The sequence below is a fragment of the Pseudoflavonifractor sp. MSJ-37 genome (assembly GCF_018917965.1).
Lineage (GTDB): Bacteria > Bacillota > Clostridia > Oscillospirales > Oscillospiraceae > Pseudoflavonifractor_A.
Map to the genome: position 1 here is coordinate 574,246 of NZ_JAHLPP010000001.1, position 21,474 is coordinate 595,719.

At 64.2% G+C, this 21,474-nt stretch carries 23 protein-coding genes, 2 tRNA genes and 1 other RNA gene; 16 read left to right on the plus strand and 10 right to left on the minus strand.

All coding sequences use genetic code 11. The annotated features are described in order from the left end of the window. Positions 1 to 332: 332 nt before the first annotated feature. The 7 genes from rpmG to rplL all read left to right on the plus strand — a co-directional run bounded on the left by rpmG (position 333) and on the right by rplL (position 3,800). Positions 333 to 497, plus strand: a complete 165-nt coding sequence (gene rpmG, locus KQI12_RS02605) for a 50S ribosomal protein L33 (protein WP_087262704.1) — start codon at positions 333 to 335, stop codon at positions 495 to 497. A gap of 42 nt (positions 498 to 539) precedes the next feature. Beyond that, entirely contained in the window at positions 540 to 806 is a 267-nt protein-coding gene (gene secE / locus KQI12_RS02610) for a preprotein translocase subunit SecE (protein WP_216570381.1), read from the plus strand. Between the two features lie 12 nt (positions 807 to 818). Further along, positions 819 to 1,343, plus strand: coding sequence for a transcription termination/antitermination protein NusG (gene nusG / locus KQI12_RS02615; protein WP_216570383.1), 525 nt, complete (start codon positions 819 to 821; stop codon positions 1,341 to 1,343). An 82-nt stretch (positions 1,344 to 1,425) separates the two neighbouring features. Continuing rightward, positions 1,426 to 1,851 (plus strand): 50S ribosomal protein L11, encoded by a 426-nt coding sequence (gene rplK / locus KQI12_RS02620; RefSeq protein ID WP_216570385.1) that lies wholly within the window; start codon positions 1,426 to 1,428, stop codon positions 1,849 to 1,851. A 19-nt stretch (positions 1,852 to 1,870) separates the two neighbouring features. Then, on the plus strand, positions 1,871 to 2,563 hold the full coding sequence (gene rplA, locus KQI12_RS02625; protein ID WP_216570387.1) for a 50S ribosomal protein L1: 693 nt from the start codon (positions 1,871 to 1,873) through the stop codon (positions 2,561 to 2,563). A 222-nt stretch (positions 2,564 to 2,785) separates the two neighbouring features. After that, positions 2,786 to 3,331 carry a 50S ribosomal protein L10 gene (rplJ, locus tag KQI12_RS02630; RefSeq protein WP_216570389.1) on the plus strand — a complete coding sequence of 182 codons (546 nt, stop codon included), beginning with the start codon at positions 2,786 to 2,788 and terminating at the stop codon, positions 3,329 to 3,331. An 88-nt stretch (positions 3,332 to 3,419) separates the two neighbouring features. Beyond that, a complete protein-coding gene (gene rplL, locus KQI12_RS02635) occupies positions 3,420 to 3,800 on the plus strand; it encodes a 50S ribosomal protein L7/L12 (protein WP_216570390.1) in 381 nt (126 codons plus the stop codon). A gap of 156 nt (positions 3,801 to 3,956) precedes the next feature. Here rplL and xdhC read toward each other — a convergent pair whose 3' ends face one another. The 3 genes from xdhC to xdhA are packed head-to-tail and all read right to left on the minus strand — an operon-like array spanning position 3,957 to position 7,638. Beyond that, positions 3,957 to 4,445: a xanthine dehydrogenase subunit XdhC gene (gene xdhC / locus KQI12_RS02640; protein WP_216570391.1), complete on the minus strand. Its 489-nt coding sequence runs from the start codon at positions 4,443 to 4,445 to the stop codon at positions 3,957 to 3,959. Then, positions 4,438 to 5,325 carry a xanthine dehydrogenase subunit XdhB gene (gene xdhB / locus KQI12_RS02645; protein ID WP_216570392.1) on the minus strand — a complete coding sequence of 296 codons (888 nt, stop codon included), beginning with the start codon at positions 5,323 to 5,325 and terminating at the stop codon, positions 4,438 to 4,440. Before xdhB ends, xdhC begins: the two co-directional genes overlap by 8 nt. 15 nt (positions 5,326 to 5,340) lie before the next feature. Further along, positions 5,341 to 7,638, minus strand: a complete 2,298-nt coding sequence (gene xdhA, locus KQI12_RS02650; RefSeq protein WP_216570393.1) for a xanthine dehydrogenase subunit XdhA — start codon at positions 7,636 to 7,638, stop codon at positions 5,341 to 5,343. 347 nt (positions 7,639 to 7,985) lie between these two features. Here xdhA and KQI12_RS02655 point away from each other — a divergent pair. From KQI12_RS02655 to KQI12_RS02670, 4 genes are all read left to right on the plus strand, one after another. Next, positions 7,986 to 8,073 (plus strand) — tRNA-Leu (locus tag KQI12_RS02655). Between the two features lie 197 nt (positions 8,074 to 8,270). Then, complete coding sequence (locus KQI12_RS02660) at positions 8,271 to 8,984, plus strand: GNAT family N-acetyltransferase (protein WP_371817930.1); 714 nt, start codon at positions 8,271 to 8,273, stop codon at positions 8,982 to 8,984. A gap of 257 nt (positions 8,985 to 9,241) precedes the next feature. Further along, a complete protein-coding gene (locus KQI12_RS02665; protein WP_216570395.1) occupies positions 9,242 to 9,781 on the plus strand; it encodes a hypothetical protein in 540 nt (179 codons plus the stop codon). A 169-nt stretch (positions 9,782 to 9,950) separates the two neighbouring features. Next, on the plus strand, positions 9,951 to 10,130 hold the full coding sequence (locus KQI12_RS02670) for a hypothetical protein (RefSeq protein ID WP_216570397.1): 180 nt from the start codon (positions 9,951 to 9,953) through the stop codon (positions 10,128 to 10,130). Positions 10,131 to 10,383: 253 nt separating this feature from the next. Here KQI12_RS02670 and KQI12_RS02675 read toward each other — a convergent pair. Then, positions 10,384 to 10,475: transfer RNA gene (locus KQI12_RS02675), tRNA-Ser, on the minus strand. Positions 10,476 to 10,704: 229 nt separating this feature from the next. Here KQI12_RS02675 and KQI12_RS02680 point away from each other — a divergent pair. Beyond that, a complete protein-coding gene (locus tag KQI12_RS02680) occupies positions 10,705 to 11,274 on the plus strand; it encodes a xanthine phosphoribosyltransferase (RefSeq protein WP_216570399.1) in 570 nt (189 codons plus the stop codon). Positions 11,275 to 11,373: 99 nt separating this feature from the next. Here KQI12_RS02680 and KQI12_RS02685 read toward each other — a convergent pair whose 3' ends face one another. From KQI12_RS02685 to KQI12_RS02710, 6 genes are all read right to left on the minus strand, one after another. After that, positions 11,374 to 12,105 carry an NAD-dependent protein deacylase gene (locus KQI12_RS02685; RefSeq protein WP_216570400.1) on the minus strand — a complete coding sequence of 244 codons (732 nt, stop codon included), beginning with the start codon at positions 12,103 to 12,105 and terminating at the stop codon, positions 11,374 to 11,376. Between the two features lie 221 nt (positions 12,106 to 12,326). Further along, entirely contained in the window at positions 12,327 to 13,553 is a 1,227-nt protein-coding gene (locus KQI12_RS02690; RefSeq protein WP_216570401.1) for an aspartate kinase, read from the minus strand. A gap of 106 nt (positions 13,554 to 13,659) precedes the next feature. Beyond that, complete coding sequence (locus KQI12_RS02695; RefSeq protein WP_216570402.1) at positions 13,660 to 14,859, minus strand: homoserine dehydrogenase; 1,200 nt, start codon at positions 14,857 to 14,859, stop codon at positions 13,660 to 13,662. A 28-nt stretch (positions 14,860 to 14,887) separates the two neighbouring features. Next, on the minus strand, positions 14,888 to 15,325 hold the full coding sequence (locus KQI12_RS02700) for an ACT domain-containing protein (protein WP_216570403.1): 438 nt from the start codon (positions 15,323 to 15,325) through the stop codon (positions 14,888 to 14,890). A 203-nt stretch (positions 15,326 to 15,528) separates the two neighbouring features. After that, a non-coding RNA gene (ssrS, locus tag KQI12_RS02705) (6S RNA) lies at positions 15,529 to 15,727 on the minus strand. Positions 15,728 to 15,765: 38 nt separating this feature from the next. Further along, on the minus strand, positions 15,766 to 16,068 hold the full coding sequence (locus KQI12_RS02710; RefSeq protein WP_216570404.1) for a DUF1292 domain-containing protein: 303 nt from the start codon (positions 16,066 to 16,068) through the stop codon (positions 15,766 to 15,768). A gap of 269 nt (positions 16,069 to 16,337) precedes the next feature. On the opposite strand from KQI12_RS02710, the gene KQI12_RS02715 reads away from it, so the two are divergent. The 4 genes from KQI12_RS02715 (at position 16,338) to KQI12_RS02730 (ending at position 21,363) form a co-directional block, all read left to right on the plus strand. Then, a complete protein-coding gene (locus KQI12_RS02715) occupies positions 16,338 to 18,914 on the plus strand; it encodes a transglycosylase domain-containing protein (RefSeq protein WP_216570405.1) in 2,577 nt (858 codons plus the stop codon). A gap of 171 nt (positions 18,915 to 19,085) precedes the next feature. Further along, positions 19,086 to 19,943 (plus strand): sigma-E processing peptidase SpoIIGA, encoded by an 858-nt coding sequence (locus KQI12_RS02720; RefSeq protein ID WP_216570407.1) that lies wholly within the window; start codon positions 19,086 to 19,088, stop codon positions 19,941 to 19,943. Between the two features lie 17 nt (positions 19,944 to 19,960). After that, positions 19,961 to 20,680, plus strand: a complete 720-nt coding sequence (gene sigE / locus KQI12_RS02725; protein WP_216570408.1) for an RNA polymerase sporulation sigma factor SigE — start codon at positions 19,961 to 19,963, stop codon at positions 20,678 to 20,680. 95 nt (positions 20,681 to 20,775) lie between these two features. Then, positions 20,776 to 21,363 carry an AAA family ATPase gene (locus tag KQI12_RS02730; protein ID WP_216570410.1) on the plus strand — a complete coding sequence of 196 codons (588 nt, stop codon included), beginning with the start codon at positions 20,776 to 20,778 and terminating at the stop codon, positions 21,361 to 21,363. Positions 21,364 to 21,474 lie beyond the last annotated feature (111 nt).

Here is a 21,474-nt window from a genome sequence, read left to right on the forward strand (position 1 = left end):
AGATCTCCCTTCGTTTCGTTCTCCTCTATTATCCCGGGCGGGAGGAGAAAAGTCAACACAGGGAAAACGGAAAAAATGTGCTTGACAGGACGGGGGAGAGCGTGATATGCTAAGAACACCTATGAAAGAGGGCTTTTCTTTCGTGCGCGTTTTTACGGTGTGACGGGCATGGAACCCTCCCCTCCGAGCGAGGACATAGGGAGGCAGACATGCCGAGTCCGCACCGTGACGATACGGGCGTATCACGCCCACGTCGCTGGATTCGGCCAAGAGCTGTGTCCGGCGTTTTTTTATGCCCGCACGGCTCAACAATTGAAGGAGGTGCCGAACACATGGCAAAGGCAGGTTCCCGGGTGAAGATCACCCTCCGCTGCTCCGAGTGCAAGCAGAGGAACTACAACACCAACAAGAACAAGAAGAACACTCCTGACCGTCTGGAGCTGAACAAGTACTGCCCCTTCTGCAGGAAGCACACGGTCCATAACGAGACCAAGTGATGAGAGCGACCAACAGCTCATTGAGAAAGAAGGGTGTACTGGATGCCTGATAACGAGAAGAACGAGCAGGCTAAGGCCGCCAAGAAGGACTTGAAGAAGTCCAAGCCCGGATTCGGCGCCCGCGTCAGCAAGTGGTTCCGCGAGATGAAGATCGAGCTGAAGAAGGTCCAGTGGCCGTCCCGGAAGCAGACCGTCAACAACACGTTGGTCGTCATCGCCTGCTGCATCGTCGTGGGCATCTGCATCTGGGCGTTCGACTGGCTGGCGCAGTCCATCTTCGCCGCGCTCATGAACCTGTTCAAGGGCTAAGGGGCGGCGGATATGGCAGAGAATGCGAAATGGTATGTCGCGCACACCTATTCTGGTTACGAGAACACCGTGGCCGCCTCGATCGAGAAGGCAGTCGAGAACCGCGGGATGCGCGACCTCATCTTTGAGGTGAACATCCCCATGGAGACGGTGACTGAGATCACCGACAACGGACCCAAGACCGTGGACCGCAAGGTGTTCCCCGGCTATGTGCTGGTGAAGATGGTCATGACCGACGAGACGTGGCACCTGGTGCGCAACGTCCGCGGCGTGACCGGCTTCGTGGGCTCCGGCAACAAGGCCATCCCCCTCACCGATGAGGAGGTCGCCGCCATGGGCGTGGAGAAGAAGGAAGTCGTGGTCGGCTACGAGGTGGGCGACCGCGTCAAGATCACCGACGGTCCCATGGCGTCCTTCCTGGGCGCTGTGGAAGAGCTCGACCTGGAGCGCGGCAAGGTCCGCGTGGTGGTCGAGATGTTCGGCCGCGAGACCCCTGTCGAGCTGGAGCTCGATCAGGTGGAGCGGCTCGACGATTGAGCGGACGGCCTGACCGCCCGCACGTGGGAGGGACCTGACCGGTCCCGTCTCAACCACATTTAAGTAGGAGGTGCTGTTTCAAATGGCACAGAAAGTTACTGGTTACGTCAAACTGCAGATCCCGGCCGGCAAGGCGACTCCCGCTCCCCCTGTGGGCCCCGCCCTCGGCCAGCACGGCGTGAACATCGCCGCTTTCACCAAGGAGTTCAATGAGCGGACCAAGAACGAGGCCGGCATGATCATCCCCGTGGTCATCACCGTCTACGCGGACCGTTCCTTCACCTTCATCACCAAGACTCCTCCCGCCGCTGTGCTCATCAAGAAGGCCTGCAGCATCGAGTCCGGCTCCGGTGTGCCCAACAAGACCAAGGTGGCCACCATCAGCAAGGAAGATGTGCGCAAGATCGCGGAGACCAAGATGCCTGACCTGAACGCGGCCAGCATCGAGTCCGCCATGAGCATGATCGCCGGCACCGCCCGTTCCATGGGCGTCGTCGTGGGCGACTGAGCCAGAGGAGGGATCGAGAATGTTTAGAGGTAAGAAGTACGTCGAGAGCGCCAAGAAGATCGAGAAGGGCGCCCTCTATGATGCCGCCGAGGCGATGGACCTGGTCGTCAAGACCGCTACTGCCAAGTTCGACGAGACCGTCGAGCTGCACGTGAAGCTGGGCGTCGATTCCCGCCATGCGGATCAGCAGGTCCGCGGCGCCATCGTCCTGCCCCACGGTACCGGCAAGACCCAGCGCGTGCTGGTCTTTGCCAAGGGCGACAAGGCGGAGGCCGCCAAGGCCGCCGGCGCCGATTTCGTCGGCGAGATGGACATGGTCCAGAAGATCCAGTCCGAGAACTGGTTCGACTACGATGTGGTCGTGGCCTCCCCTGATATGATGGGCGTGGTCGGCCGCCTCGGTAAGGTCCTGGGCCCCAAGGGCCTGATGCCCTCCCCCAAGGCCGGCACCGTCACCCCCGACGTGGCCAAGGCCGTCAAGGAGATCAAGGCCGGTAAGGTCGAGTATCGTCTGGACAAGACCAACATCATCCACTGCCCCATCGGCAAGGTCTCCTTCGGCGCTGAGAAGCTGACCGAGAACTTCAACGCCCTCATGGGCGCCATCGTGAAGGCCAAGCCTTCTGCCGCCAAGGGCCAGTATATCCGCAGCTGCGTCACCGCCACCACCATGGGCCCCGGCGTGAAGATCAACAGCGCCAAGCTCGTGTAAGCAACGGTATCACGACTGCAGCCCCGCAAAAAATGTATCATGTTCGGACAGGTCGTGCTTGACACGACCTGTCCGGTGTGATATAATACTCTGCGTGTTCAAAGACAGCAGGCATCCAAATAAGCCCTGCCGAGGATACAGCAACTGAAGAGCTTTCTTTGTGCTGTTTTCGTGCTTTGGGCATGGGAAGAGCATTTTTTATTTCATGGAGGTGAATCCCACATGCCTAACGCAAAAGTCCTGAGTGAGAAGCAGGCGGTCGTCGCCGAGCTGACCGAGAAGCTGAAGAGCGCCTCCAGCGGCGTTCTGGTGGATTATAAGGGCATCACCGTGGCCCAGGATACCGCTCTGCGCGCCGAGTGCCGCAAGAACGAGCTGGACTACGCCGTCGTGAAGAACACCCTGGTGCGCTTCGCGATCAACAACGTGGGTCTGGAAGAGATGGACTCCGTCCTGAACGGCGCCACCTCTCTGGCCCTGAGCCATGGCGACCCCATCGCGCCCATGCGCGTGCTGGCCAAGTTCGCCAAGCAGTTCAACGGTGAGAAGTTCACCATCAAGGCTGGCTTCATGGACGGCAAGGTGCTGTCCCTGGACGAGATCAAGGCTCTGGCCGAGCTGCCCTCTAAGGAGGTCCTGCAGGCTCAGGTCCTGGGCACCATGCTGGCCCCCATCACCAGCCTGGCCATCGTCCTGAAGGCCATCGCCGAGGAGAAGGGCGGCTTCGTCGAGGCCGCTCCTGCCGAGGAGGCTCCCGCCGCCGAATAAGGCACGCGGAAACAGACCCCAGCATCCCCTGGAATGGGGAGAACGAAACAACACATCTATATGATCAAAATTTAGGAGGTATCTTATCATGGCTAGCGAGAAGATCACTGCTCTGATCGAAGAAGTCAAGGGCCTGACCGTCCTGGAGCTGTCCGAGCTCGTCCACGCTCTGGAGGAGGAGTTCGGTGTTTCCGCCGCCGCTATGGCCGCTCCCGCCGCTGGCGGCGCTGCTGGTGGCGAGGCCGCCGCTGAGAAGACCGAGTTCGACGTCGTGCTGACCGGTTTCGACGCCGCCGGCAAGATCAAGGTCATCAAGGCTGTCCGCGAGGTCACCGGCCTGGGCCTGGCCGACGCCAAGGCTGTCGTCGAGGGCGCTCCCAAGGCTCTGAAGGAGGGCGTCTCCAAGGACGAGGCCGAGGAGCTGAAGAAGAAGCTGGAAGAGGCCGGCGCCAAGGTCGAGCTGAAGTAAGTCAGCCCGTTCAAAAGGCATCGAAGGGTCCCGGAGCATCTGCTCCGGGACCCTTTTCGCATCCGGACCGTGCCGATCGGTGGGGACGGGACCGCAGACAGGAAAAGAAATGCCCGCCGCAGGACGAATCCTGCGGCGGGCGTTCATTTTATATAGTCACTCGGCGTGCTGTCGGGCCAAGTTCTCCTCCACGGCCCGCTCTACGGCGTTCAGGATGTTCTCGTAGCCGGTACAGCGGCACAGATGGCCGGAGATCAGGCGGCGGAGCTCCTCCCGGGTGTAGCGGCGGCCGGTGCCCACGATCTCCACGGCGGTGAGGATCAGGCCGGGAGTGCAGAAGCCGCACTGGATGGCGGCCTCCTCCACGAAGGCGGTCTGGATAGGGGAGAGTTCCCCGTTGGGGCCCCGGAGGCCCTCCACGGTCAGGATGCTGTGTCCGTCGGCCCAGACGCTCAGATAACAGCAGGAATTCACGGCCTTCCCATCGATCAGGACCGTGCAGGCGCCGCATTCGCCCACCTCACAGCCCTTCTTCACGCTGGTGAGGCCCAGACGCTGGCGCAGTGTGTCCGTGAGGCATTCCCGGGGATCCACCGCCAGCTCCTGGGCTTTGCCGTTGACGGTCATATGGATGATCTCAAGCATGGATCGCACCTCCCGCGTCGATGACAGCCTGCCGGAACGCCCGGCGGCACAGTTCCCTGGCGATCTGGAACCGGAAGGCTTTGGAGGCCCGCCAGCTGTCCCGGGGCTGGAGCTCGGTGAGGACGTGTTGGCCCAGCTCCTTCACCAGAGCCTCGTCCAGCGGACGGCCCACGGCCAGAGCCTCGCTCTCCGGACAACGGACCGGAGTGGGGGCCGCCACGCCGTAGGCGATGCGCAGGGCCTCCACCCTCTGTCGGTCCGGGGAGAGCTTCACACGGACGGCACAGCCCAGAGTGGAGATCTCCATGGCCTCCCGCTTACCGTATTTCAGATAGCGGCCGTACCAGCCCTCATACTGCTCCGGGGCGATGCGCAGGGCGGTGAGGATCTCCTCCCGGCGGCGGACGGTCCGGCCGGGACCGGTGTACCACTCCAGGATGGGGACCCGGCGGACGCCCTCAGGGCCGGTGAGCTCCAGCTGGGCCTCCAGAGCCAGCAGGGAGGGGGCGCTGTCGGCGCTGGTGACGCCGTTGCAGACGTTGCCGCCGATGGTGCCCATGTTGCGGATCTGGGGACTGCCCACCTGATCCACCGCGTCGCACAGCATGGGGACGCGGGGACGCAGGACGGGAGAGGCGTGGATCTGGGAGAAGGTACAGCCGGAGCCGATGACCAGTGTGCCGTCGGCCTCCCGGCGGATCTCCCGCAGTTCGGGGAGACCGTGGATGCTGACCAGATGACAGCCCGCATGGCGGCCCTCCCGGGTCTGGATCAGCACGTCGGTGCCGCCGGCGATCGGCATGGCCTCCGGATCGCGGACCAGAGCGGCCACCGCGTCGGCCACGCTGGCGGCCTGGTGATAGCTTTGGATGTCATACACGGTGAGACACCTCCTTCAGTCGTCGATGAGGCCGGCCGCGGTGAAGGCGGCGACCAGTTTCTGTGGGTCCAGGGGCAGAGAGTCGATGGCCACGCCGGTGGCGTGGAGCACCGCGTTCCGGATGGCGGGCGCGCCGGGGATGGCCGGGGGCTCGCCCAGCGCCTTGTTGCCATAGGGGCCCGTGGGGTCAGGGACCTCCACGAAGGCGGCCTGGAGCTCCGGAGTGTCCAGAGCGGTGGGGAGCTTGTAGTCCAGCAGATCTCCGTTCAGGGGGCGGCCCTTGTCGTCATACCGGAGCTCCTCGCTGAGGGCATAGCCCAGTCCCATGCTCATGCCGCCGTGGACCTGGGCCTCCGCCAGCTTGGGGTTGAGCAGGGTGCCGGAGTCGTGGACGTTGACGATGTGCAGGACCTTCACCTTGCCCAGCGGGATGTCCACCTCCACCTCGGCGAAGCAGCAGCCGCTGGCGAAGGTGTTGACCTTGCACTGGGAGGTCTCCTCGGCGGTGATGTGCTCGGAGCGGTCCAGGCTGTAGAAGGCCTCCACCGCCACATCGGCCACGGAGCGGAGGGGGGCGCCGTCGGCGGCGTCCACGATCTGATCGTCCCGCAGGTCCAGCTCCTCCACGGAGCGGCCCAGGACATAGGCGGCGTAGTCCAGGATTCGGGCCTTGAAGGCCAGAGCGGTCTTTTTCACTGCCATGCCGCTGACATAGCTCTGCCGGGAGGCGTAGGCGCCGGTGTCGAAGGGAGTGATGTCGGTGTCCTGCACGGTGGAGATATGGACCTTCTCCAGCGAGAGGCCGATGGTCTCGGCGGCCATCTGACTGAACACGGTGTCGGCGCCCTGGCCGATCTCGGTGGCGCCCATCTGCACCTGCACGGAGCCGTCCTGATGGAGCACCATGCGGCAGGAGGCCGTCTCCAGCGAGATGGGGTACACGCCGGTCTTGTAGCAGAACATGGCCATGCCCACGCCCCGCCGGATGGGGCCGGTCTGGTCCCGGTACCGCTCCCGGAGCGCGTCCCAGTGGATCATCTCCCGCCCTTTCTGGACGGCGGCGGCGAGGCCGTAGCTGACGAACCGGATGTGAGTATGGGGGTCCTCATAGCCGGCCTGGATGCCGTTCTTCCGGCGGAACTCCAGCGGGTCCATGCCGATGGCCAGGGCCAGATCGTCGGTGAGGGCTTCCGTGGCGAAGCAGGACTGGGGGATGCCGTAGCCACGCATGGCGCCGCCCACGCCGATGTTGGTGTAGACGGTATAGGCGCTGCACTCCAGAGCCTTCTCGTCCCGGTAGAGCTGCTTGAAGCCGTTGATGGCGTTGGCCGCGATCGCGTGGCCGTGGGAGGCGTAGCCGCCCTGGTTGGACCAGGCCTCACAGCGCCGGGCCACCAGAGTGCCGTCCCGCCGGACCGCGCCGTCCACATGGAAGCCGATGGCGTGGCGGAGCCGGGTGCAGGTGAAGGTCTCCTCCCGGGAGAGCTCCAGCTTCACCGGGCGGCCGCCCAGCTGGAGGCTGAGCCAGGCGTTCAGGGGCTCATAGAGCACGTCCTGCTTGTTGCCGAAGCCGCCGCCGATGTAGGGCTTGATGACCCGGATGCTGCCCCAGGGGAGGCCGGTGGCCTGCCCGACGACCCGGCGGACGATGTGGGGGATCTGGGTGGAGGACACTACGGTCAGCTTGCCGTCTTCCTGCCAGGCGAAGGAGACGGGGGGCTCGAGGTGGCAGTGCTGGACGGGCTGGGTCTGATAGGTCTTATGGAGGACCACCAGGTCCGGCTCGGAGGCCTCCGCCTCCTCATAGGACATCTCCCCCAGATGGAAGCCGGAACGGGCCAGGATGTTGTCCGGCTTCTCCGCGTGGATGGGCTTGGCTCCGGGGGCCGTGGTCTGCTCCGGGGTCAGATAGGGCTGGAACGGCTCGTAGTCCACCCGGATGAGACGGGCGGCCCGGGCGGCGGCCACATCGTCCTCGGCCACCACGGCGGCGATGTCGTCGCCGTAGAAGCGGACCCGGCGCTCCAGCAGGAGGCGGTCCGCCACGTCCTGATGGGCCTCCTCCACGGACCAGGGGTGGCCCGGGGTGGGGTAGAGGGTCTGGGGCACGTCGAAGCAGGTGAAGATCTTCACCACGCCGGGGACGGCCAGGGCTTCCTCCAGATGGAAGGCCTTGACCTCGCCGAAGGCGATGGTGCTGTGGACTACTTTGGCCACCAGATAGCTCCGGGGCTCCAGATCGGAGGTGTACTTGGCCGTGCCGGCGGCCTTGTCCCGGGCATCCACCCGGGGGACGGATCGGCCGATGGTCATATGAGATCGCTCCTTTCGGTGCAGTGACAGGATGAGAGACAGGGACGATCCGGGCAGATATCGATAGAAGGGCGGCCCGATATCGTTCGTCTTTAGTATAAAGCCGGCAGGAGGACTTGTCGATCTGCATATCAGAAAAAAGTAATATAAAGAGTCGATATTTCCTTGTTGGATCGGGATAGATATCTGAAAAATACACGAAATCGGCCGGACGAGAGGGGCGATGACGGGGCTGGGAGCCGCCTCCAAGAAAAAAGTGAGAAAAAATCGAAAAAAAGACTTGCCAAACCAGACGGGATATGATAGTATAAATCCTGCGCTGAGCGGTGCGCGGCGCAGAACGAAATGCACGAGTGGTGGAATTGGCAGACTCGCTAGATTCAGGTTCTAGTGTGCATTACGCACGTGCGGGTTCAAGTCCCGCCTCGTGCACCAAGGAAGAGACATCTCATTCGAGATGTCTCTTTTCTTTTCCCTCCGTTGACAGGCCGGGGACGCCGTGCTATCATGGAGGCAGTTCCGGGATACGGAACGATCATCCTGCCCCAACGGGGCCAAAAGGAGCACGCTGTTTGAAGAACAACACGTTGGAGTCGGCGGCCTGACCGGGAGGTCTGTGCCGTCTGTCCCACTTGGACCTCCCGGTCATCGTGTGGAAGCATGGGACACACTGTGACATCATCGAGGAGGAACTGGAATTGTACCATCATCCCATCATCATCGACACCGGCCGCATCCGCATCCGCCGGGAGGAGCCCGCCGACTATCGGGCCGCGGAGGCCCTGACCCGGGACGCGTTCTGGGACCGCTACCGTCCCGGCTGTCTGGAGCACTATGTGCTCCACTGCTTCCGGGACCGGCCGGAGTTCGTGCCGGAGCTGGATCTGGTGCTGGAGCAGGACGGGATTTTGCTGGGCCACGTCATGTACGCCCGGGCAGAGATCCGGGCCGATGACGGCCGGAGGGTCCCCATCATGACCTTCGGGCCCATCAGCATCCGCCCGGACTGCCAGCGGCAGGGCCTGGGGAAGCGTCTGCTGGACGCCTCCATGGATCTGGCCCGGACCATGGGGGCCGGAGCCCTCTGCATGGAGGGCGACATCGGCTTTTACAGCCACTGCGGCTTCCGGGAGGCCTGGCGCTCCGGCATCGACTACTACGCCATGCCCCGGGGCGTGCAGGCGCCCTTCCTCCTGCTCCGGGAGCTGGAGCCGGGCTGGCTGGACGGGGCCTCCGGCGTGTACCAGCCGCCGGAGGGCTACTTCGTGGATGAAGCGGAGGCGGAGGCCTTCGACGCCGCCTTCCCGCCCCGGGAGGAGCACGCCCTGCCGGGCCAGCTGGGCTGAGGACAGCCGCTAAGGAACGAACGGTCCTGTCCCCTTCGTGAGAGGGGGCGGGACCATTTCGTCTGCGTGGGAGCCCGCCAGGTCGAGGGGAGAGAGGCGCGATAACGGTCGATCTGGCAGACGAGGATGATGCCGGGATGACCGATCGGAGCGTGCGGCGCCGGACTCGCCATAGACGTCCGGGCAGATCTGTGCTATACTGAGGACAGAAACATCCACATCCCAGTGCGGGGCGTCCGCGAAAGGAGAGGCTCGATATGGCAGACATCCATTATCGTCAGGACACCGCGAAGCGGTCCACCCGCGCGGTGGGGAGCATCGTCGCGGGCGTGGTGGTGCTGGGGATCCTCTCGGCCGTCACGGAGGGCATCCTGGTCTGGCACTACGACTGCGCCGCCGGTACGTTCCTGTGGGACATCTCCTATCAGCTCGCGCAGGTCCTGTCCGCCTTCTCGTCGGTGGTGCGGGTGCTCTTCGTGGTCCTGGTGGCCTATCAGATCGGGAGCCTCCTGCGGACGGCCAAGGGAGGCGGGAAGGACGCCGCCCCGGTCTGGGCTGCACGGCAGAGCCGGCCTGCCGTCCGGTCCGCCGTCAAGACGGCCTCTTTCCAGAAAAAGCCCGTTGCCCACCGGGAGGTGGACCTCTTCGAAGACGTGGACCGGCCGATCCTGGCCCCCGCCGAGGAGCTGGAATCCTACATCAAGCGTCAGGCCCGCTGGGAGAGGAAGCTGGAGCGGGACATGAGCCGCAAGGATGCGGAGTGCGAGCACTTCGCCAGCGGAGATCGAACGAAATGACACTGGACATCGAAGCCCGCCCCGATCGTTTGGAGCGGGCTTCTTTCTGCCTGTTTTCTCACTTGCGTCAGTTGCTTTATTGAAGTGATAAAATAACAAGGTCTGGCACGTCTATGGGAGCCAGACGGATCCCCCACTCAACGACCTCATCGATGCGTTCAACCAGACGGTGGGAAAGGAGCAGCGGATCAACGTGCAGGTCACCTCCGTGACCAACACCAACACCATCCACGAGCTGTTGCTGGCCGCCGCCAACAGAGAGTCAGGTGCCTGGGAGCTGCCCGACCTCATCGTCTCCTGTCCCAAGACGGTGATGGCCCTGCCCGATGACAGCATTCTGAAGGTATAAACATAGGGACACCCTCACGGTATGGATGAGGGTGTCCTTCCATTTTATCTGCCGGTTTATGTACGTTTATATTGGTCTGTATCAGGCGTCGCAGAAGCATCCGTCACCATTTCGGCACCACAGTATGCAAATAATGAATGTGTTATACCGTCTGCTGACTGCAAAAGTATGATGTCTGTATCTTGATTTGAGGAAGGGCAACAAGCGCAGGAAGCAAAGAAGAAACCCGCTGAAACATTTGATCTCAGCGGGTTGGCGGAGATGGAGAGATTCGAACTCTCGCGCGCTTTTAAGGCGCCTACTGCATTTCGAGTGCAGACCCTTCAACCACTTGGGTACATCTCCAGATGAAAAATATTCAGTTCTTATGAATGGATCACATGATTTCGAGTCAGCCTCGTTACGACCACTTCGATACATCTCCAGAAAAAAGGACTTTACTACTATACCGCATTTCGCGCCGTTTGTCAATCTTGCGAAGGGCGGAGAAATGTGCTATCATCACACAGAGGACCACCGGGCGGGCCTCGTCTGCCCGTCCCCGAAAGAAGAAAGGAAGCATGGAGAGAGCCGTATGAAGGAACTGAGACAGCGCATCCTGGAGGAAGCCCAGATCGGAGAGGGCGACATCATCCACGTGGATATGTTCCTGAACCACTGTATGGACATGGACCTGATCGAGCGGGTGGGGAACGAGCTGGCCCGCCGCTTCAAGGGGGCCGGCGTCACCAAGGTCCTCACGGTGGAGAGCTCCGGCATCGCCATCGCCTGCTTCGTGGGCCGGGCGTTGAAGGTGCCGGTGATCTACGCGAAGAAATTCCAGACCGGATACATCGACCCGGATGTCTATGCCGCCGAGACCCACTCCTTCTCCATGGAGAAGTCCTATACCGTCCGGGTCTCCAAGAAGTATCTGGACGAGGACGATGTGGTCCTGATCGTGGACGACATCCTGGCCAACGGCCAGTCCACCCTGGCCCTGCTGGAGCTGGTCTCCAAGGCGGGCGGTGAGGTGGCCGGCGTGGCCGCCGCCATCGAGAAGGCCATGCGGGACGGCGGGAAGGTCCTGCGCCGCATGGGCGTCCGGGTGGAGGCCGTGGAGACGGTGGAGCGCATCGAGAACGGCACCATCGTCCTGGCCTGAGCCTGCCCGTCCCTGCGTCTTGTTCCATACCGGAAGCCCCGGCGGCCGCGGATCAGCGGTCTGCCGGGGCTTTTTCATCGAAGAGGCCCTCTCGTTCGGTCAGGCACGGACCTCGATCTGGGCGAAGAGCTGTCCGATGGGGGCGTGGACGATCAGGTCGGCCCGGTGGTCGTAGGGGGTGGGGGTCTTGTTGACCAGCACCAGACGGCTGCCGTCGTAGTAGTTGATGAGCCCCGCCGCCGGATAGACGGCCAGAGAGGTGCCGCCCACGATCAGCAGGTCCGCTCCGGCGATCGCCTCCACGGCGCCCCGGACCACCCGGTCGTCCAGCGCCTCCTCATAGAGGACCACGTCGGGCTTCACGATGCCGCCGCAGACCTTGCAGCGGGGGACGCCCTCGCTGTGGACGATGAAGTCCAGATCGTAGGGCTGATGGCACTCCATACAGTAGTTCCGGTGGACCGAGCCGTGGAGCTCCCAGACCTTGACGCTCCCGGCGGCCTGATGGAGGCCGTCGATGTTCTGGGTGACGACGGCGTCCAGCTTCCCGGCCTGCTCCAGCTCCGCCAGCTTCCGGTGGGCGGCGTTGGGCTTGGCCTCCGGCCAGAGCATCTTCTCCCGGTAGAACCGGAAGAACTTCTCCGGCTCCCGAAGGAAATAGCTGTGGCTGATGATGGTCTCCGGCGGCTCGTCGTAGCTCTGGTTGTAGAGCCCGTCCACACTGCGGAAATCGGGGATGCCCGACTCGGTAGACACGCCCGCGCCGCCGAAGAACACGATGCGGCGGCTCTCATCGATCCAGCGCTGGAGCTGTTCCAGTTTCCCGTCCATAGATGGACCTCCCTCCGGGCCCCTGCGGAGCCCTTGTTCGATACCTCCATCATAGAGCCAGACCGGGTGGGATGTCAAGAGAAGAGCCGCTGGAGGAGCCCGAGCGCCGTCAGATGGAGGGGGTAGAAGGCATGAGCCCCCCACTTGGCCCATCCGCCGGTCCGCCCGTGGATACGACCGCCCCCGGCGTCCCATCAAAGGACGCCGGGGGCGGAGAAGTTTTAGTTATGGCTGCCGAACTGGGAGAAGAAGCGGTCGTGGATCGCCTGGACGGCGCGGTCGGCCTCGCTCTTGGCCACCAGCACGGAGATCTTGATCTCGGAGGTGGAGATCATATTGATGTTGATGCCCGCGCCGTAGAGGGCCTCGAACATCTGGGAGGCCACGCCGGAGTTGTTGACCATGCCGGCGCCCACGATGGAGATCTTGGCCACGTTGTCCACGATGTCCACATGGTCGTAGTGCAGGGAGGCCTTGCGCTCCTCCATCAGCGCCTTGACCCGCTCCATATCGCTGTGGCCCACGGTGAAGCTGATGTCCTTGGTGTGGTTGCGGCCGATGGACTGGAGGATGATATCCACGTTGATCTTCTCCTTGCCCAGCATGGAGAATACCTTGAAGGCGATACCGGGCTCATCGGGCAGGCCGATGACCGCCACCCGGGCGATGTCCGTATCCTTGGCGACGCCGCTGACATAAACTTTTTCCATATCTTTCGTGACCTCCTTGACTTTGGTGCCCGGCTGACCGGAGAAGCTGGAGAGGACCTCCAGATCCACGTTGTAGCGCTTGGCCATCTCGACGGAACGGTTGTGCAGGACCTGGGCGCCCAGACTGGCCAGCTCCAGCATCTCGTCGTAGGTGATCTCATCCAGCTTGCGGGCGCCCTTCACATGGCGGGGATCGGCGGTGTACACGCCGTCCACATCGGTGTAGATCTGGCACAGGTCCGCGTGGAGGGCGGCGGCCAGAGCCACGGCGGAGGTGTCGGAGCCGCCCCGGCCCAGCGTGGTGATGTCGTCATACTTGTTGATGCCCTGGAAGCCCGTGACGATCACGATGCTCCGGCGGTCCAGCTCGGCCAGCACCCGCTCGGTGCTGACCCGCTTGATGCGGGCGTTGCCGTAGGTGGAGTTGGTCTTCATGCCCGCCTGCCAGCCGGTCAGGGAGATGACCGGATAGCCCATGGCCTCGATGGCCATAGCGCACAGGGAGCAGGAGATCTGCTCGCCAGTGGAGAGGAGCATATCCATCTCCCGCTTGGATGCCTTCGGGTTGATCTCCGCCGCCTTGGCGATGAGGTCGTCGGTGGTGTCGCCCTGAGCGGAGAGCACCGCCACCACATTGTGGCCCCGGCGGTAGGTCTCGGTGATGATGCGGGCCACGTTGCGGATCTTATCCGCGTCGGCGACCGAGGAGCCGCCGAATTTTTGTACGATCAGTCCCATGTGTATGTCCCCCTAAGTCAGAAAATGCGGAGCGCCGGCGGCTGACCGCCGGGCCGTGGGATGCGATGTCTCTTCCTTCTATGTTATGTGTCCCGGTCCGGCCCGGTCAGTCCAGCACCCGCAGGACCAGCCCAGCCGCCCGGCCGCCCAGGGCCGCCTTCAGGTCCTCCGCGCTCATGGCGGGCATCAGGAAAGCGGATCCGCCCTCCGGAGCGTCCTCCACGGTGACGGCGCCCTCCGGCAGACAGGCGTCTTCATCGGCCAGACGGACGTACCAGCGGCTCTCCAGACCGTCGGCGGAGACCACCAGGTCCTCCGCGCCCTCGCCCCACTGGACGGCGGGACGGGCCGACTTGCCCCGGCGGACGATGTCGGACACGTCGGCCACTACGGCGGAGGCGGTGGGCCGCTTGCCCGCGCCCTGACCGTAGAACATGACCTCGCCCACGGCGTTGCCCCGGACGGTGATGGCGTTGAACACATCCTCCACACCGGCCAGAGGCTCGGACGCCGGGATCAGATGGGGGGCCACATAGACGGTCAGACGGCCGTCCTCCCGCCGCAGGGCCCGGCCCAGCAGCTTGATGCGGAAGCCCGCCGCCTCGGCCCAGCGCTGGTCGAAGAGGGTGACCTCGGTGATGCCCTGAGTGGCCACCTGGCGGGGATAGACCTGCCGCCCGAAGGCCAGAGAGGCCAGGATGCAGATCTTCCGGCACACGTCGATGCCCTGGATGTCGGCGGTGGGATCGGCCTCGGCATAGCCCTTCTCCTGAGCCTCCTTCAGCGCGTCGGCGAAGGAGAGGCCGCCCTTGGACATCCGGGTCAGGATGTAGTTGGTGGTGCCGTTCAGGATGCCGGAGATGGCTTCGATCTCATTGGCCGCCAGACATTGGCTCAGGGGACGGATGATGGGGATGCCGCCGCCCACGCTGGCCTCGAAGAGATAACTCACGCCGTTGGCGCGGGCCAGCTCCAGGAGCTCGCACCCGTGCTCAGCCACCAGCTCCTTGTTGGCGGTGACCACGCTCTTGCCGGCCCGCAGGGCCCGCTCGGTGTAGTCCTTGGCGGCGCCCACGCCGCCCATGACCTCCACCACGATGTCCACGCCGGGGTCGTTCTCGATGACGGAGAAGTCCCGGACCATCTTGTCCCGGAAGGGGCTGTCCGGGAAGTCCCGGCGGACCAGGATATAGGACAGGCCGATCGGCCCGCCGGAGCGGCGGGCGATGCCCTCACGGTTCTCGGTCAGGACCTCGGCCACGCCGGAGCCCACCACGCCATAGCCCAGGATCGCTACGTTTGCCATATGCTTCTACCTCTCTTCGATAGGATGCTCAGCCGGCCAGGATCTCACACCGGACCACGCCCTCGACGGCCAGGGCCTGGGCCAGCAGCTCCTCCAGCGGGAGCAGGAGGCCGGAGGTCTCCGCGCCGATGGTGACGGCGGCACAGCCGTTGGAGGGGATGCCCTGGTTGATGGTCAGGATGTTCCCGCCGCTCTGGGCGAACACGTTCAGGACCGCGGAGAGGACGCCCGGCTCATCCTTGAGCAGGATCTGGAACGTGACGATCCGTCCGTGGAGCATATCGTTGAAGGGGCGCACCGCGTCCTTATACTTATAGAAGGCGCTCCGGCTGATGTCCACCTTGCGGGTGGCGGCGTTGACGGTCTTGACCTCGCCGGTCTCCAGAAGGCGCTTGGCCTCCGCCACTTTCAGGAAGATCTCCGGCAGCGCGCTGGTCTCTACGATGAAATAATTGGGTGTCTTCAAGGTGCTCCCCCTCTTTGTGTCCGTGCCTGAAAAGCAACTGTTCGTGTAATGGTATCATTTTAGCACATTGCAGTATGACATTCAACCACCGGGACGAAAATAGATCGTACAGTTCTCAATACTCAGATACGCTGTTTTTCGTCAAAATGACCTGCTGGACCGGCGGCCAAGTCAAAATAAAAACCCCACAGACCGAAGTCTGTGGGGCCCCCGCAAAAGCCGTGTGAGCACATTTAAAACCTGCACGAATGGCAGGTGGGTCGTCTCCACAACGCTTATCTGCTTCCAACTTCCAGTGTCCCGATGAAGGGGCCGGGAGGCCTGCAAACCACGCTGTGAGGGGACGTCCCGTTTGAGAAATGTGGGTTTAAATCGAACCCATCACGTACCCAGCAGGAAAATAGATCTGTTTTATCCGACCGTGGCGGGGGAGAGGAGGCTCACTCCTCGTCCTCATCCTCGAAGAGGTCCTGCATGACGGCCTCGTAGACGCCGTCCATCTCGCCGGAGTCCTGGATCGTGACCAGCTGGTCCTCGCCGTCCACGTTGACCACCTTCAGGATGACCAGACCGCCGTCCTCGTCCTCTTCGGGATCCTTGGTGTCCTCGTCGCCCTCTGTCACGGTCAGGAAGGCCATATAGACCGCGCCCTGGTACTCCACCGTGGTGCAGTACTCCAGCTCGAACTCGTTGCCCTCCTCGTCGGTCAGGGTGATGAACTCACCGCCGAATTCCTCACTCATCGTCTCACCGCTTTCCTGTGGTCTTCCGCTCTCCCACAGACAGCGGAGCTTTTTGCATCCCTATTGTAACCCGTATCGCAGAAAAATGCAAGCCATTGACGGACGTATTTTTTACGATTTTCTAAAATCAGGAGGAGCTGTCATGATATAGGGTGGACGATCCCCCCTCGGATGCTTATAATAAAGGGACCGGGGGGACAGGCCCCCGAAGTTCTGGAACAGTCATCCGTCCCGGTCTGGCGCCGGGAAACGATACCGGAGGTGTCACTTTGGCAGAAACGATGAATCGAAGCGGCGGGCGGGAGCCCGTCCGACGGGGAGGCGGTGTGCTCCGGGGCATCCTGAAGGGCATCGGCACCTTCTTCCTGATCGGCGTCCTGACCTGTGCGTTCTTGGCCTGCTTCGGGGCGGTCTATCTGACGCGGGAGATCCTGCCCAACGCCCATGTGGAGGCGCAGGCCTATTCCACCGCCCTGGCCAGCACGATTTACTACACGGACAAGGAGACCGGACAGCCGGTGGAGCTCCAGTCCCTCTACGGCTCGGAGAACCGGGTGTGGGTGCCCTATGACCAGATCCCCAAGGACCTGATCGACGTCACCGTGGCCATCGAGGACAAGCGGTTCTACGACCACCGCGGCGTGGACTGGATCCGCACGGGCTACGCGGTCCTCAGCATGGCCAAGGGCAGCGACATCCAGGGCGGCTCCACCCTGACCCAGCAGCTCCTGAAGAACATGACCCAGTATAAGGACGTGACGGTGAAGCGCAAGATCCTGGAGATCTTCCGGGCCCTGGACTTCGAGAAGAGCCACACCAAGGAGGAGATCCTGGAGCTCTACCTGAACTACATCTATCTGGGCCAGAACTGCTACGGCGTGTCCACCGCCGCCGAGAACTACTTCGGCAAGCCGGTGGGGGAGCTCTCTCTGGCGGAATGCGCCAGTCTGATCGCCATCACCAACAACCCCTCGCTCTACAACCCCTATCTCCACCCGGACAACAACGCCAAACGGGCCCTGCTGGCGCTGGACGCCATGCTGGACCAGGGCAAGATCGACCAGGCCCGGCACGATCAGGCCGTGGCGGAGGTCAAGGCGGGGCTCACCTTCACCAAGGGCTCCGGTGACGCCGACACGAGCACCACCAACGTGCTGAGCTGGTACGCCGAGCAGGTGGTCCGGGACGTGATCCGGGACCTGAAGGCCCAGTATGAGTACACCGACGAGGTGGCCAGCAACATGGTGTACAGCGGCGGCCTGAAGATCTACGCCTGCATCGACCCGGACGTGCAGAGCGTGGTGGACTCGGTCTATCTGGACCGGAGCAACCTGCCCCAGACCTCCTCCCGGGGCGAGCCGCTGGAGTCCGCCATGGTGGTGCTGGACGCGGACGGGAAGGTGGTGGCCATGGCCGGCGCCATGGGCGAAAAGACCGCCAACCAGGTCCTCAACATGGCCACCATGAGCCGCCGTCAGCCCGGCTCCTCCATCAAGCCCCTCTCCGCCTACGCCCCGGCGCTCGACCGGGGGCTCATCACCCCAAGCTCGGTGCTGGACGATACCCCGGTGCTGGAGCTGAACGGCTCCGCCTGGCCCTCCAACTCCTACGGCTACTACTGGGGCCGTGAGCTGGTCAGCAAGGCCGTGGAGCAGTCCGCCAACACCATCCCCGCCCGGATCATCCAGGATCTGGGCATCCGCACCTCCATGGAGTACCTCCAGGACAAGTTCCACCTGAGCACCCTCGTCACCGCCGCCGACAGCGCCAAGAGCAACGACGAGGGCCTGGCCCAGCTGGCCCTGGGCGGCCTGACCAAGGGCGCCACGGTCATGGATATGGCGGCGGCCTACTCCGTGTTCCCCCGGAACGGCGTCTATCAGGCCCCCCGCACCTACACCAAGGTGACCCAGGAGAAGGACGGCCAGGAGATCGTCCTGCTGGACCACACCGAGCCGGAGCAGGAGAGCGCCGTGAAGGCCACCACCGCCTGGTATATCAACTCCATGCTGGAGAACGTGATCAAGAGCCCCAACGGGGTAGGCACCGGCCGGGAGGCCAACTTCAGCGGCATGACCATCGCGGGCAAGACCGGCTCCACCAACGATTACAAGGACCGCTGGTTCGTGGGCTACTCCCCGTACTACACCGCCGCCGTCTGGACCGGCTATGCCGACCATCCGGAGCGCATCAACAACGGCTCCACCAACCCGGCGGCCCAGCTGTGGCGGAAGGTCATGCAGCCCATCCATGAGGGCCTGTCCGACAAGGACTTCGACGCCCCGGACGGCCTGGTGACGGTGAACATCTGTCTGGACAGCGGGAAGAAGGCCGGGGCCAACTGCCTGCTGGATCCCCGGGGCAGCCGGGTGCAGGCCGCCTACTTCTTCAACGGCGACCAGCCCACCGACTACTGCGACGTCCACACCAGCACAGTGCAGATCTGCTCCGAGAGCGGTCAGCTGGCCGGGGACTACTGCCCGGAGGAGGACCTGCGGACCGTCTCCTATCCCAGCTTCCAGCGGGACTCCATGGGCGCCAGCGCCCGGGACAGCGCCAGCCGGCTGGAGTATGTGGAGGCGCAGGGCACCTGCACAGTCCACACCAGCGCTCCGCCCGCCTCCTACGACCCGTCCACGTTCGACCCGTCCGACGAGAGCACCTGGCCCCCGGCCAGCCTCTATCCGGGCTTCGACATCGACGACCCCAGTACCTGGCCCACGGCGGAGGCCCCCTCGCCGGAGCCCAGCGATGAGCCCGGCGGCGGGGACGAGCCCACCCCCGCTCCCTCGCAGGAGCCGGACCCCACACAGGAGCCGGAAGTGGCCCCGCCGGCGGAGGCATGACAGCATACCGGACCGGACCAAAGAACGCCCGTCCCTTCATCAGCGAAGGGGACGGGCGTTTTTATATACATGGGGACGGGAGGCCGGTCGGGGATGGGCCTCCCGTTTTTTGACAAGTTCCCCGCCGGACGGGCCGTATAATAGGCCCATCGGCGGGAAGGAGATGGTGGGATGACGGTGGTGTATCTGGACGCGCTGGTCCTGCTCAACGGCGTCATGGACTATCTGCTCCTGCTGGCGGCGGGACGGGTGGCGGGGGAGCCTCTCCGGCGGCTCCGGCTGGGGGCGGGGGCCCTGCTGGGCGGGCTGTACGCCGGGGCGGTGTTCCTGCCCGGGCTGGGCTTCCTCGCGCACCCGCTCTGTCGGCTGGGGGCGGCGGTGCTGCTGCTCCTGACCGCCTACGGCGGGAGCCGGCGGCTCCTGCGGGTGAGCCTGGTGTTCTTCGCCGTGTCCGCCGCCTTCGGCGGGGGCATCTTCGCCGCGGCCCTGCTGGGCGGCCGGGGGATGGGCCTGCGGAACGGGGTCCTCTTCTGGTCCGGCATGGACCTGCGGGTCATCCTGCTGTCGGCGGCGGGGTGCTATGCCCTGCTGGGAGTGGTGCTCCGCCGGTCCGCCGGGGACAGCCCCCGGACGCTCCGCACCGCCGTGGTGCGGCTGGAGGGGCGGAGCGTGTCCCTCACCACGCTGGTGGACACGGGGCACACCCTCACCGACCCGGTGACGGGCCGGACCGTGCTGGTGGCGGAGGGGGAGCGGCTGAGGGCCCTCTTCCCGCCGGAGGCCGTGCCGGAGCCCGCCGACCTGCGGGACCCGGTGCGGGGCCTGGAGCGGCTGGGGAGCGGCCCGCTGGGGAAGCGGCTCCGGCTCCTGCCCTACCGGGCGGTGGGGGTGGAGCAGGGCTTGCTGCTGGCGGTGCGCACCGACGGGGTCCGGGTGGGGGAGGAGGAGATGGGAGCGCTTCTGGCGGCCCTGTCCCCCACGCCGGTGTCCGACGGCGGGTGCTGTTCCGCCCTGATCGGCGCCCAGTGAGAAAGGAGAGGAACGACATGGCTCTGGCTCTGCGCCTCCAGGAGAAGCTGCTGGAGGCTCTGGCCCGGCTGGACCTGCTCCTGCCGGGGAAGATCATGTACATCGGCGGGAGCGACGTGCTCCCAACGCCCCTGTCCCGGGCGGAGGAGGGCGAGCTGACCGCCCGTCTGGCCCAGGGGGACGAGTCCGCCAAGGCCCGCCTCATCGAGCACAACCTGCGGCTGGTGGTCTATCTGGCCCGCCGCTTCGAGAACACCGGCGTGGGGCTGGAGGACCTGATCTCCATCGGCACGATCGGGCTCATCAAGGCGGTGTCCACCTACCAGCCCGCCAAGAACATCAAGCTGGCCACCTACGCCTCCCGGTGCATCGAGAACGAGATCCTCATGTACCTGCGCAAGACCGCCAACCGCCGGACGGAGGTGTCCCTCGACGAGCCGCTGAACACAGACCGGGACGGCAACGAGCTCCTCCTCTCCGACATCCTGGGCACCGAGAGCGACCTGGTGGTCCGGCCCATCGAGGAGGACGTGGACCGCCAGCTCCTGGCCAAAGCCCTGGAGACGCTGGAGCCCCGGGAGCGGACCATCATCGACCTGCGCTTCGGCCTGGGCGGGCGGCAGGAGCGGACCCAGAAGGAGGTGGCCGACCAGCTCGGCATCTCCCAGTCCTACATCTCCCGGCTGGAGAAGCGCATCATCGCCCGGCTCAAGCGGGAGATCCTGCGGCTCATGTGAGACAGAAGGACGGATCAGGACGGGTCTTGGATGGAAAAATTGGACATATCCGCCAAGCTGTGCTATAATGGGACCCACAAAGGAGGTGTCGTTCTATGAAACAGACCATCATTTCCATCGGCCGGCAGTACGGCTCCGGCGGCCGGATCATCGCCCAGAGGCTCTCGGAGGAGCTGGGGATCCCCTACTATGACAAGGAGCTGATCGAGAAGGTGGCGGAGCAGACCGGCCTCACCGAGAACTACATCCGACAGACGGAGGCCCGTCCCACGGGCAGCTTCATGTTCGACCTCTACAACATGACCCAGACCCTGCCTCTGCCGGATCAGGTGTTCATCGCCCAGTCCAAGATCATCAAGGAGGCGGCTCAGAAGGGGCCCTGCGTGATCGTGGGCCGGTGCGCCGACTATGTGCTGGACGACTGCCCCCACTGCCTGCGGGTGTTCGTCATGGCCCCGCTGGACGAGCGGGTCCGCCGGGCGAGGGAGGAGTACCACGTGGAGGCGGTCCATCTGGAGAGCTATGTGACCCGTCAGGACCGGTACCGCGCCTCCTACTACAACCATTTCGCCGGCAAGAAGTGGGGCGAGATGGGCAACTATGACCTGTGTGTCAACAGCCGGATCGGCATCGAGGAGACCGTGGAGGTCATCAAGCAGGCCGCGCTGGCGCTGGATGAGTGAGTGATCCCGCCCACGGGGGCGGGACGGGGGATGTCCTCGCCGGACGGGCGCCCTGCGCGGGCAGCGCCCCATTTCTTTTTCTGGGCGCCAGAAAAAGAAACGGGGGAAAGA

Excerpts from the sequence above, each read along its gene's own strand:
- KQI12_RS02685 (WP_216570400.1), bottom strand. The coding sequence starts at position 12,105 with ATGGACGGGAAACTGGAACAGCTCCAGCGCTGGATCGATGAGAGCCGC.
- sigE (WP_216570408.1), top strand. The coding sequence starts at position 19,961 with ATGGCTCTGGCTCTGCGCCTCCAGGAGAAGCTGCTGGAGGCTCTGGCC.
- KQI12_RS02690 (WP_216570401.1), bottom strand. The coding sequence starts at position 13,553 with ATGGGACTGATCGTACAAAAATTCGGCGGCTCCTCGGTCGCCGACGCG.
- rplJ (WP_216570389.1), top strand. The coding sequence starts at position 2,786 with ATGCCTAACGCAAAAGTCCTGAGTGAGAAGCAGGCGGTCGTCGCCGAG.
- KQI12_RS02665 (WP_216570395.1), top strand. The coding sequence starts at position 9,242 with ATGGCAGACATCCATTATCGTCAGGACACCGCGAAGCGGTCCACCCGC.
- xdhA (WP_216570393.1), bottom strand. The coding sequence starts at position 7,638 with ATGACCATCGGCCGATCCGTCCCCCGGGTGGATGCCCGGGACAAGGCC.
- rplL (WP_216570390.1), top strand. The coding sequence starts at position 3,420 with ATGGCTAGCGAGAAGATCACTGCTCTGATCGAAGAAGTCAAGGGCCTG.
- rpmG (WP_087262704.1), top strand. The coding sequence starts at position 333 with ATGGCAAAGGCAGGTTCCCGGGTGAAGATCACCCTCCGCTGCTCCGAG.
- KQI12_RS02710 (WP_216570404.1), bottom strand. The coding sequence starts at position 16,068 with ATGAGTGAGGAATTCGGCGGTGAGTTCATCACCCTGACCGACGAGGAG.
- KQI12_RS02720 (WP_216570407.1), top strand. The coding sequence starts at position 19,086 with ATGACGGTGGTGTATCTGGACGCGCTGGTCCTGCTCAACGGCGTCATG.
- nusG (WP_216570383.1), top strand. The coding sequence starts at position 819 with ATGGCAGAGAATGCGAAATGGTATGTCGCGCACACCTATTCTGGTTAC.
- KQI12_RS02695 (WP_216570402.1), bottom strand. The coding sequence starts at position 14,859 with ATGGCAAACGTAGCGATCCTGGGCTATGGCGTGGTGGGCTCCGGCGTG.
- rplA (WP_216570387.1), top strand. The coding sequence starts at position 1,871 with ATGTTTAGAGGTAAGAAGTACGTCGAGAGCGCCAAGAAGATCGAGAAG.
- secE (WP_216570381.1), top strand. The coding sequence starts at position 540 with ATGCCTGATAACGAGAAGAACGAGCAGGCTAAGGCCGCCAAGAAGGAC.
- rplK (WP_216570385.1), top strand. The coding sequence starts at position 1,426 with ATGGCACAGAAAGTTACTGGTTACGTCAAACTGCAGATCCCGGCCGGC.
- KQI12_RS02730 (WP_216570410.1), top strand. The coding sequence starts at position 20,776 with ATGAAACAGACCATCATTTCCATCGGCCGGCAGTACGGCTCCGGCGGC.
- xdhC (WP_216570391.1), bottom strand. The coding sequence starts at position 4,445 with ATGCTTGAGATCATCCATATGACCGTCAACGGCAAAGCCCAGGAGCTG.
- KQI12_RS02680 (WP_216570399.1), top strand. The coding sequence starts at position 10,705 with ATGAAGGAACTGAGACAGCGCATCCTGGAGGAAGCCCAGATCGGAGAG.